Source organism: Streptomyces sp. NPDC048389 (assembly GCF_040706335.1).
Taxonomy (GTDB): domain Bacteria; phylum Actinomycetota; class Actinomycetes; order Streptomycetales; family Streptomycetaceae; genus Streptomyces.
Genome location: NZ_JBEZKP010000035.1, coordinates 64,804 through 75,697, shown reverse-complemented (window position 1 = coordinate 75,697; position 10,894 = coordinate 64,804). Strand labels below are relative to the sequence as shown.

The window sequence follows — 10,894 nt, the reverse complement described above, 5'->3', positions numbered from 1 at the left end:
TCTTGCCGGGAGTCATACGCCCCCGACCAGCACGAGCACCCCGAAGCCCATGCACACCAGCCCCGTGACCTGCAACTTCACGATGCACACAACTCACTGGCAAGGGCCGGGCCCGCTGGGCCATACGCTGGAAGGCCGCCCTGGGCGCCTTCGGCATCACCTTCGACCGCTGAGTCTCCGCGGCCCGCGAGCAGCCCCAACGCCCTGGTTGCACCGGTCGTTTGGCAGACCCGGGTCTCTTCTCGCCACGAGGGGAGGCGCAGGGTTCGCTGTCGCCGCAAAGTCATGAGGGCGAGGTGGCAGGGCCAGGATCGGCTCAGGCCCAGCACAGGCCGAGGAAACGCTACCCTCACGTTAGGGTAGATTTACTTCGAGGCGGCACCGCACACGCCCTTGGTCCTGTTCCGCCGTTTGGTTGAACCGTAGCGGCGCCGACCGCACGAACACCACGGCCCCAGACATCGCTCCTCCGAGCGGCGGCCCTCGTTCCCTACCCGGAGGTCGGCACCGAACCATGAGTGAACACTCACGCAGAGCAGGAACCACCGACCTCTTGCGCCGCTCCCCCTCACCGGTACGAGCCCTGCCCGAAGGGCGGCTGCCGCAGTTACTGGAAGGAGCGCGAACGCCGGCATCTGCGCGGCGTCCCCGCCGCCCTCCGAATCAAGAAGTTCCCCGAGGACCTGCGCGTGATCGAGCACCTGCTGTGGCTCTCTCGTACTCAGGTGGTCATCGAGCTCGGAACCCGCCTGGGCGGCTCCGCACCGTGGTTCCGGGACCGCCTGCGCACCCTCACCGCTTACGCCGTACACCGCAGGCTTCCGAGTCATCAGTGGATCTTGCGCTGGGGCGGGAGCGCGATCTCCTGCGGGACGCCGACCCGCGCTACGCCGAGCACATCACCCTCCTTGAGGGAGTCACAGACTCTGGCATCTCCGATCTCGTGTCCCCGCACATTCCCGCCGGCGCCCAGTGCCTGGTCGTCGAGGACGGCACTGTCGACGTACCGCAGCCGTGCCCTCCGGGCATGGACCCCGAGGTCGTACCGGCCATCCGCGACTGGCTCACCACCCACTCCGGACGGCGCTTTCCCGTACGCCGCGACCTGGAGCGATACGGGACCACTCGCCACCCCCACGGCTGGCTCGAACGCGCCCATCCCCTGACTGCCCGTTCGTCTGACGTCCCTGCACAAGCCAGGTGTCTGTGCGGCGCGCCGACGCCCTCCCCGCTCATCCACAACCCCAACTGACTGGAGAAACCTCCGTGCCACGGACCCTGGTCGTCACCAACGACTTCCCCCCACGCCAAGGTGGCATTGAGACGTTCGTGTACGAACTCGTACGCCGCTTTCCGCCCGACTCGGTGGTCGTCTACACCTCCTCTTCTCCCGACAGCGAGAGTTTTGACGCCGCCGTGCCCTTCCCCGTCGTCCGTGACCGCTCTCGGGTCCTGCTGCCCCTGCCCCGAGTCGCCACTCGTGCCCGTGCACTGATCGACCGGTACGACTGCGACCGGGTCTGGTTCGGTGCGGCAGCGCCACTGGGGCTGCTCGCCGGCAGACTCGGGCTTCCCGCGGTAGCCACCACGCACGGGCACGAAGTGTGGTGGGCGGCCCTTCCCGGCACCCGCCAAGCCCTGCGTCGTATCGGTGACCAGGTCCATACCATCACCTACCTCACCGCCTTCACCCGCGACCGTCTGGCCGGCGCCCTCGGTCCCCGGGCCCGCCTGACCCGCCTCACACCGGCCGTCGACCCCGACCACTTCCACCCGCACGCGGACGGCGCGGCGATCCGGCGCGTGTACCGCCTCGGCGGCAAGCCCGTGATCCTGACCGTCTCCCGACTGGTCCCCCGGAAAGGGCAGGACTCCCTCATCCGGGCCCTCCCCGAGGTCCGACGCGTCGTCCCCGACGCCACCCTGCTCATCGTCGGCTCCGGACCGTACGAAGGCACCCTGCGCCGCCTCGCCCGCGAGCTCCCCGAGGACGCCGTGGTCTTCGCCGGCGGCCACGGGCACAGCGCGATGCCCGACTTCTACGCCGCAGCCGATGTCTTTGCGATGCCCTGTCGAACCCGTCGCGGGGGCCTGGAACCCGAAGGGCTGGGAATCGTGTTCCTGGAAGCCGCCGCGGCCGGCCTCCCCGTTCTCGCGGGGGACTCGGGCGGGGCTCCGGACGCCGTCCTCCACGGGCACAACGGGTACCTCACTCGGGGCAAGGACACCGCCGAGATCGCCGAACGGTTGGTCGAACTACTCACCGACCCGGCGGGCATGGGAAGCACAGGGCGCGCGTGGGTGCAGGAAAGGTGGAGTTGGGAGACCTCGTACCACAAGCTGCAACAGCTTCTGGACCGCGCCGAGGCGCCCACGCCCTGACAGCCACCCGGGCCGCCTCGCGGGCCTGCGGACCTGGGCCCAGGCGGCCGCCGGTACGTGAAACGACCGCCTCGGACGTGCTGGCCACCACCCGGACCGGCTGTTCACGTCCCGTTGATGCCGGGCGGGTGCGGGGCCGGCAACCGGTTTGTCGGGGGGCCGGGCGAACGAGCTTCGGGCCGTCGCCTTGTCGGTGCCGGTACGCCTGCCGCAGCGTCTTACGGGGCCGCCACGAACCCGCCTCGGCGCGCGGCCTCTACGGCGTGCCAGCCGAAGCGGGTGGCGAGGGCACGGTCGTACGCGGTGGGGGTGCCGCCGCGCTGGACGGGGCCGAGGATCACGGGCCGGGCCTCCTAGCCCAGGCGGTCCGCCAGCTCGACGGAGAGCTGGAGGGCGATGCCGGCGAACCGCTCATGGCGGTAGACGTCCACCGCTCCCGGCTGGCCAAGGGCGAGGCCCTGACCGGGATCCGTGACCAGCGGTGGCAACCTGTGCCTCAGGACCGGCCAAATCTCACCCCCGGGTAGGGTCGGCGGACGTTGCCCTCGGTCTGCCAGGGGGCGGTTCGGCGAACGTGCCGACCACGGGACCTTGACCGGCCAGGATGACGTGGGGGGCGGCCCATATCCATACTCTGCGTAAAGTGGAAGTAAAGCTGCTGGTACAGTGCCTGGGCCTCCTTCGCCGCCGCTCCAGTGACGGGCGAAGCGCCCCTGCCGCGGAGTCCCGCTTCCTCGCAGCGCTCGCCAGGGCCTCGTGCCTGGTGTCGTCGGCGTCGGTTCCTCTGCTGGGTCCCTACTGTCACGCGAAAGTAGAGTGTTGTGAACGACCCTTCCGGCGCCGGCGGCTTCGGCACCAGGCTCGGCAAGGCAGCGGGTGCCGTCGAGTCGGAAGTGTCCTGGTCGTCGTCGCCCGCCGCTGTCGTGGAGCAGCCACAGCCGCAGCCGCAGCCGCAGCGAAGCCGGGCTTCCGCGCCCGGCCGGCGCGACGCGTTCCTGGACAACGCCAAGTACCTGCTGATCGTGCTGGTGGCGGTGGCTCACTCCTGGGAGGCTGTGGAGACCAGCCGCGCCACCAAGGCGCTCTACATGTTCATCTACACGTTCCACATGCCGGCCTTCATCGTCATCTGCGGCTACCTCTCGCGCAGCTTCACCGGCCGCCCCCACCAGATCAAGCGCCTGCTGACCGGCATCGCCGTGCCGTACATCGTCTTCGAGGTTGCCTACTCGCTCTTCAGGCGATACGCCGACGACGCCCCCGATCATGCGATCAGCCTGCTGGACCCGTTCTTCCTCACCTGGTTCCTGGCCGCGCTGTTCATCTGGCGGCTGACGACTCCGCTGTGGCGCCTCCTGCGCCATCCGGTGCCGGTCGCACTCGGCATCGCTGCCCTCGCGTCACTCACCCCGAACATCGGCGACGACCTCAATCTCCAGCGTGTGCTGCAGTTCCTCCCGTTCTTCGTCCTGGGCCTGTGCCTCAAGCCCGAATACCTCGAGATCGTGCGACGGCGTGAGGTCCGGTTGCCGGCCCTGCTGCTCATGGCCGGTGCGCTGCCGTTCGCGTACTGGGTGGCGCCGCGCATGAAGACCGGCTGGCTCTTCCGCACGAACAGTGCCCAGCAGTTGGACGCCGCGTGGTGGGCCGGCCCCGTCATGACGTTCGTGCTCTTCGGCGTCTCCCTGCTGCTGACAGCCGCCTTCCTGTCCTGGGTGCCGAGCCGTCGCATGTGGTTCACCGTGCTCGGCGCGGGGACCATCTGCGGCTATCTGCTGCACGGCTTCGCGATCAAGTGGCCCGAGTACGCGGGTGTCTTCGACACGTACAACTGGCTGAATGAACCCGCCGGGAAGGTCGCCGTCTCACTGATGGCCGCGACAGCCGTCACCCTGATGTGCACCCCACCGGTGCGCCGCATCCTCCGCGGCGTGACCGAACCTGACATGGCCTGGGCATTCCGCAAGGGGCCGGCCGAGTAGACCTCTACGAGTCCCGCTGACGTCGCCGGTAGCCGCAGCTGAGCGCGACCCAGCGGCGCGATCACCGCATCGATCTCGACGAGGATGTATTTTCCGCCCCACGCGTGCCGTTTCCGGAACGGTGCCGGCGAAGGTGGGGCTCGGATCGGCAAACGTTGGATTCGGCTCGACGAGCGGCCGGCCCAGGTCCATCCGCCTTCCCGGTCGACGGTTCGGCGTGGCGACCCCCGCGGAGCATCGATCAGGTCCGCCGCCCCGCCCTTCGTGACAGCAGGCTTGTGGCGGAGGCGAGGAAGTCAGCTGCCGGTGGGGAATGGGCGGCACAGAGCGGAGGCGAAGTCTTCGGCCGTTTCCAGACGGGCGCGCAGCGTCTCACACCGGGCATCGACGACTCGGCGGTAGGACTCCAGACGTTCCCGCAGGCTCTCGCGCTCCTTGCCGGTCGTGTCGGTCGCCTTGAGCTTGTCGGTGATGTCGAGCAGTTCCCGGGTCTCCTCCAGAAAGAAGCCCAGAGGCTTCATCCGGCCGATCGCCGTCAGGCGTTCGGTATGGGCTTCCGTGTAGAGACGGAAGCCGCCTTTGCTGCGGGCGGAAGGGGCTGCGAGGCCGACTTGCTCGTCATGGCGGATCGTGCGCAGCGACAGGCCGGTCCGCTCGGCCACCTCGCCGATCTGCATCTGCCGCTCAGTCATCGCTGCACCTTCGCCTTCAGTTCCACCGCCGCATTTCGAACATGTGAAGCGCTCAAGCGTACGCGGGCCACATCACATGATCCCAAAGGTGGTTCACCTGCATTTCATAAGCCACACTTCACACCCTGCCCTCACGTTAGGGTAGAGTCGTTGACGCGGGCGCCCGCGCTGTCGGTTTGCGGCACGGGCGGTCCCGCCGGAGCGAGGGCCGACCAGGCCCCCCGGCGCCCCAGGACTTCCGGGCAATGACGCCCGACCGGCCGCCCACTTCGGCTGCCACCCCTCACCGGCAGGGCCCCCATCGAGGCCGGGCCGCCGGGGACTCCGCCCCTTGGTGCGGAGTCGAGTACGAAGTGCGTGTGCGTCCAGTGTGGATGTGTGCGCCCGAACGGAAACGGTTGCATGTCTTCACCGCTCACCGCAGTTCCCAAGCTGCGCGCCCGCTTCTCGAAGCACACGGTCAAGCCCGACTGGCTCGCCTCCCCGAAGGTCTTCCGCACTGAGGTGCTGGCCGGTCTGGTGGTGTCCCTGGCGCTGATCCCCGAGGCGATCTCCTTCTCGATCATCGCCGGTGTCGACCCGGCGGTCGGCCTCTTCGCGTCGTTCACGGTGGCCGTGGTGATCTCCGTCGTCGGTGGCCGCAAGGCCATGATCTCCGCCGCCACCGGCGCGATGGCGCTGGTCATCGCCCCGCTCAACCACGAGTACGGCCTGGGTTACCTGATCGCCGCAGTCATCCTCGGCGGACTCATCCAGATCGTCCTCGGCGCCCTCGGTGTCGCGAAGCTGATGCGGTTCGTCCCGCGCTCGGTGATGGTCGGTTTCGTCAACGCCCTCGCCATCCTCATCTTCATGGCCCAGGTGCCGGAGATGCGGGACGTGCCGTGGGCGGTCTACCCGCTGATCATCGGCGGCCTGGCCCTCATGGTCTTCTTCCCGAAGATCACCACCGTGATCCCGGCGCCCCTGTGTCTCCATCGTCATCCTGACCGTCATCACGGTGGCGGCCGGTATCGCGGTGCCCAACGTCGGAGACAAGGGCGACCTGCCCTCCGCGCTCCCGGTGCCCGGCCTGCCCGACATCCCCTTCACCCTGGAGGCGCTGACCACCATCGCGCCGTACGCCTTCGCGTTCGCGCTCGTGGGCCTGATGGAGTCGCTGATGACGGCCAAGCTGGTCGACGACATCACCGACACCCACTCCAACAAGACCCGCGAGTCCATCGGTCAGGGCATCGCCAACGTGATCACCGGGTTCTTCGGGGGCATGGGAGGCTGCGCCATGATCGGCCAGACAATGATCAACGTGAAGACGGCCGGGGCCCGCACCCGCCTGTCGACGTTCCTCTCCGGTGTCTTCCTCCTCGTGCTCGTGGTGGTGTTCGGCCCGGTCGTCTCCACCATCCCGATGGCCGCCCTGGTCGCCGTGATGATCCTGGTCGCGGTCGCCACCTTCGACCGGCACTCCGTCCAGCCGAAGACGCTGAAGCGGATGCCGGTCGGCGAGACCGTGGTCATGGTCGTCACCGTCGTCTGCGTGGTGGCCACCCACAACCTGGCCGTCGGTGTGATCGCCGGCTGCATCACCGCCATGGTCATCTTCGCCAAGCGCGTCGCGCACATCGCCCAGGTCTCCGGAGTCGTCGACCCGGACGGCAACCAAGTCGTCTACGCGGTCACCGGCGAGCTGTTCTTCGCCTCGTCCAACGACCTCGTCTACCAGTTCGACTACAGGGACGACCCGGACGACGTCGTCATCGACCTGTCCGACGCCCACATTTGGGACGCCTCCTCCGTCGCCGCTCTGGACGCCATAGAGACCAAGTACGCCCAGCGCGGCAAGAAGGTCACCATCATCGGCCTGAACAAGCCCAGCGCCGAAATGCACGACAAACTGGCCGGCCAGCTCACCACCGGCCACTGAGACCGGCCGCCCCTCCCCGCTGACCACGGACCGCGGGCAGGGGCGGCCATTGGCGCGCGGGCCGGTCCTGGGACCAAGCCCTGACCACTCCCGGGCCGGCCCGCGTCCCCGCCACCCCCACCGCAAGGCCGGCAGGGGCGGACAACCCGCACGAGCACCGCTCCCGTGACACGTCGCGGGAGCTGGGACCATCCAGGAGGAATGGATCATGACTGACGCAGCCGGACGGCTGTCAGAGATGGCGAAGCAGGCGCTGGGCAGGCCGCTGCCGCTGCGACTGCGTGCCTGGGACGGCAGCGAGGCCGGTCCGGCCGACGGTCCCGTCCTCGTGGTCCGCGGCCGCCGTGCCCTGCACCGGCTGGCGTGGAAGCCTGGTGAGCTCGGGCTGGCCAGGGCCTGGGTGGCCGGGGAGATCGACGTCGAGGGTGACCTGTACGAGGCGCTGGACCGCCTGTCCGGTCTCGTCTGGGGCCGCGGAGAGACCGGACCCAAGCGCCCGGCCCTCCTCCGCACGCTCAGCGCACTGCGCGACCCCCACAACCTCCGGCTGGCAGCCGAGGCTCTCGCGCTGGTCGGCCCCGCCCTGCCGCCGGCGCCGCCGCGCGAGGAGGCAGTCTCCCGACGTGGCCCTCTGCACAGCCTGCGCCGCGACCGCGACGCCATCAGCCACCACTACGATGTCGGCAACGACTTCTACTCCCTGGTCCTGGGCCCCTCCATGGTCTACTCCTGCGCCTACTGGGAGGACTCGGAAGCGACGCTGGAAGACGCGCAGCGGGCCAAGCTCGACCTGATCTGCCGCAAGCTCGGACTCCGGCGGGGCCAGCGGCTGCTCGACGTCGGCTGCGGCTGGGGCTCCATGGTGCTGCACGCCGTCGAGCACTACGGGGTCGAAGCGGTCGGAGTCACCATCTCCGAGGAGCAGGCCGGCCTCGCCCGCAAGCGCCTCGCCGAGGCGGGGTACGCGGACCGGGCCGAGATCCGGGTCCAGGACTACCGGGAGATCGACGACGGCCCCTTCGACGCCATCTCTTCCATCGGCATGGCCGAGCACGTCGGATCCCCTCAGTTCCGCCTCTACACCGAGACGCTGCACCGACTTCTCAAGCCCGGGGGGCGGCTCCTCAACCACCAGATCGCCCGCCGCCCGCTGAGGGATGAAGCCGCCTACGAAATCGACGAGTTCATCGACCGGTACGTCTTCCCCGACGGCGAACTCGCACCCGTCGGCACCACCACGGCGCTCCTCGAAGACGCCGGATTCGAAGTACGCGACGTGGAAGCCCTGCGCGAACACTACGCACTTACCCTGCGCTCCTGGGTGACCAACCTGGAGAAGCACTGGCCCCAAGCCCTCCAGCACACCACCGCCGGCCGCGCCAGAGTATGGCGCCTCTACATGGCCGCATCCGCCCTCGCCTTCGAGCAGAACAACATCGGCGTCAACCAGATCCTCGCCGTACGCACCACCCCGGACGGGAACGCGAAGATGCCACGCACCCGCGGCCACTGGCTGTACGGCGCCACAAAAACGTGACCAGGTCCGGCCCCGCCGGAGGACCGCCGTCCGCGGGCGGTGCCCGTGGACCGGGAACAGGCGGTCCATGACGCGTTGTCCGGATCCGCGAGCACGCCCGTGAACCGCCGGACCCCGGCGCCGCATCGTCCTTGCGCGGAGACAGGGACGACGGGGCGTCGGCATCTCCCTCGCGCCCCTCCTCTCCGTACGCCGCCGGGGAATTCGTCCACTTCGGAGATGTCCGATGGTGAGCGGCGGCGGCCGGCGAACTGTCCGGTGAGGGCGCGAACGTCGTCCGTCAGGCGGTGCAGGGCCTCTGCGGAAGTCGCCGTGCGGACGGTGGCGTCGACGAGCAGGCGCAGTTCGTGGCCGGGGCCGCGATGGCTTCTCATTGGTGCTCGAGTCCTCGGCTGCAGGACTTCGGGGGTGGTGCTCGTCGAGGTGAGGGGCGAGGTCATCAGCTGTCTCTGTGGTACGGGGATGTGTTGTTCGTGGTTTGCGACGCGGTCGTCAGCGTGCGGGCTGGGGCGGACTGGTGCGCGGACGAAGACGGGCTTGAGGTGTCTCTCGGGAAGGGCGTTGGGTTTGTTCCCAGCCAACACGTGTGCTCGACCGGCCGGTCCGTACGCTGAACAGGCAGCCCGGACAGGCCACTCGCGATCGGTCGACCCGGCCCGGATCACACGGGCCCGCCGCCCAGAAGAGGCTCGTACGGCAGGTGCTCGTCGTCCGGCACATGCGGCAGGTAGTCCGGGACCGTGCGCGCGGCCACGGCCGACAGCCGGGCGGCAGCCTCCTCTTCGCAGATGGCGGGCGAGTCCGAGGGCGCGCAGGAGACTGTCGCGCTCGCTGTCGAAGTCGGGGGGGTCCGACCGAAAGTCCGATGCCGGCTCGCTGATCGAAAAGCCTTTCGCCAGGTCGCGCCGGAAGGGCGGTTCGGCGATGAGCGTGACGGCCTCCACGAGGTCGGCGCCGATCAGGGAGCGGCCCGAGGGAAGCGACGGCGATCAGCCGCGCATCTCTCACGACGCTGACGAGAGGGAGACGCGCCGCCCCCGGCCCGACCGGCGAGCGGCGGGCGAAGGGCGCCGGTCCCCCGCCGCCGGCGCCGGGCCGGGTGCCCGGCCGGCCTGAGAGGGTGTCATGGCCGAGGAACCGGTCGCGTCACGGCGCCAGACCTGTTTTCAGCCCCGCCCCGCACAGCGGTACCACCGCCGTGCGGTCCGTCCATGCGCCGGCCGCCGCCCAGCAGGCCACGCCCGTCGACTCGACGAACAACCCTCGCGCGGCGAGATCGCGCTGGGCCGTCCGGATCTCGTCCTCCGTGACGGTCAGGAACGTTCCGTCCCAGTCCCGTACCGCTTGCAGGATCTGACGGGCCCGCGGTGGTCTCGGGATGGCGATGCCCTCGGCGAGTGTCGGCCGCGCGGGGCCGTGGTCGATGAGTTCATCCGCGCCGGCGTGGAACGCCGCAGCCAGGGGTGACACCGCCTCGGCCTGGACGGCGATCAGTGCGGGACGGGAGTCGATCAGTTGGTGCGCGTGGAGTTCGGACAGCGCTTGGGCGGCTCCCAGCAGCAGGGTGCCGTTGCCGACGGGGACGACGACCGCCTCCGGGAGCCGGCCCCCGAGGTCCTCCCACAGCTCGTAGACGTACGTCTTGGTGCCGTGCAGGAAGTACGGGTTGTGGACGTGGCTCGCGTAGAAGACGCCGTCCGCGTCGGCGGCCGTTCGGGCGGCCACGGCGGTCGCCTCCCGGTCGCCGGGGACGATTTCCAGCCGTGCGCCGTGTGCCCGGATCTGTTCGACCTTCTTGGCGGAGGTGGCCTCGGGGACGTATACGGTGCAGTCCAGTCCCGCCCGGGCGCAGTACGCGGCGACGGCGGTACCCGCGTTCCCGCTGCTGTCGGCGATCACTTCGCGTGGTCCCAGGCGCCGGGCGAGTTCGGCGAGCATGACGGCTCCGCGGTCCTTGAAGGAGAGCGTGGGGGTCAGGAAGTCGAGCTTCGCCGAGACGGTCGGCGTGAGGTCCACGAGTGGCGTGCGGCCCTCTCCGAGGGACGCCGCGGGGTCGGAGAGGGGCAGGGCCTCCTCGTAGCGCCACAGGGAATTCACCCGGCCCGGCAGGGCGGCCAGGGGGACGGGGGCGGCTGTGAAAGCCAGGTCCCATGGGCCCCGGCACTCCGGACAGCACCAGGTCAGGGTAGTGATCGGTGCGCGGGTTCCGCAGTCCGGGCAGTGATAGGTCGTCATGGTTCGGCAGCATGGCATCCGTGTGCCGTGCTTGTTACTTGATGGTCGGACCCCTTGTGGGATTCCTATGGATCGGTCAATCTTTCGCTCGGTAGGTGGACTTGGAACGCCGCGATCCCGTCGGCGTTTCTTGTCATGCTCC

The 10,894-nt window shown here is 69.5% G+C and carries 6 protein-coding genes and 2 pseudogenes; 5 read left to right on the top strand and 3 right to left on the bottom strand.

Annotation, left to right across the window (positions count from 1 at the left end):
- Nucleotides 1–832: 832 nt before the first annotated feature.
- The gene (locus tag AB0903_RS22850; RefSeq protein WP_366705544.1) at nt 833–1,252 is read left to right on the top strand and encodes a hypothetical protein; all 420 of its coding nucleotides are present in this window, start codon (nt 833–835) and stop codon (nt 1,250–1,252) included.
- Nucleotides 1,253–1,266: 14 nt separating this feature from the next.
- A complete protein-coding gene (locus AB0903_RS22845; RefSeq protein WP_366705542.1) occupies nt 1,267–2,382 on the top strand; it encodes a glycosyltransferase family 4 protein in 1,116 nt (371 codons plus the stop codon).
- A 233-nt stretch (nt 2,383–2,615) separates the two neighbouring features.
- Here AB0903_RS22845 and AB0903_RS22840 read toward each other — a convergent pair.
- A pseudogene (locus AB0903_RS22840) lies at nt 2,616–2,819 on the bottom strand (6-phosphofructokinase); the annotation flags it as partial.
- Between the two features lie 486 nt (nt 2,820–3,305).
- On the opposite strand from AB0903_RS22840, the gene AB0903_RS22835 reads away from it, so the two are divergent.
- Nucleotides 3,306–4,364 (top strand): acyltransferase family protein, encoded by a 1,059-nt coding sequence (locus AB0903_RS22835; RefSeq protein WP_366705554.1) that lies wholly within the window; start codon nt 3,306–3,308, stop codon nt 4,362–4,364.
- A gap of 296 nt (nt 4,365–4,660) precedes the next feature.
- Here the strand turns inward: AB0903_RS22835 and AB0903_RS22830 are convergent, their stop codons facing one another.
- Entirely contained in the window at nt 4,661–5,056 is a 396-nt protein-coding gene (locus AB0903_RS22830) for a MerR family transcriptional regulator (RefSeq protein WP_366705541.1), read from the bottom strand.
- Nucleotides 5,057–5,458: 402 nt separating this feature from the next.
- Here AB0903_RS22830 and AB0903_RS22825 point away from each other — a divergent pair.
- Nucleotides 5,459–6,980 (top strand): annotated as a pseudogene (locus AB0903_RS22825) (SulP family inorganic anion transporter).
- A 208-nt stretch (nt 6,981–7,188) separates the two neighbouring features.
- Nucleotides 7,189–8,517: a class I SAM-dependent methyltransferase gene (locus AB0903_RS22820; RefSeq protein WP_366705539.1), complete on the top strand. Its 1,329-nt coding sequence runs from the start codon at nt 7,189–7,191 to the stop codon at nt 8,515–8,517.
- Between the two features lie 1,146 nt (nt 8,518–9,663).
- Here AB0903_RS22820 and AB0903_RS22815 read toward each other — a convergent pair.
- Nucleotides 9,664–10,752 carry a pyridoxal-phosphate dependent enzyme gene (locus tag AB0903_RS22815; protein ID WP_366705537.1) on the bottom strand — a complete coding sequence of 363 codons (1,089 nt, stop codon included), beginning with the start codon at nt 10,750–10,752 and terminating at the stop codon, nt 9,664–9,666.
- Nucleotides 10,753–10,894 lie beyond the last annotated feature (142 nt).

Coding starts and splice junctions, on each gene's coding strand:
- AB0903_RS22815 (WP_366705537.1), bottom strand. CDS start 10,752: ATGACGACCTATCACTGCCCGGACTGCGGAACCCGCGCACCGATCACT.
- AB0903_RS22830 (WP_366705541.1), bottom strand. CDS start 5,056: ATGACTGAGCGGCAGATGCAGATCGGCGAGGTGGCCGAGCGGACCGGC.
- AB0903_RS22820 (WP_366705539.1), top strand. CDS start 7,189: ATGACTGACGCAGCCGGACGGCTGTCAGAGATGGCGAAGCAGGCGCTG.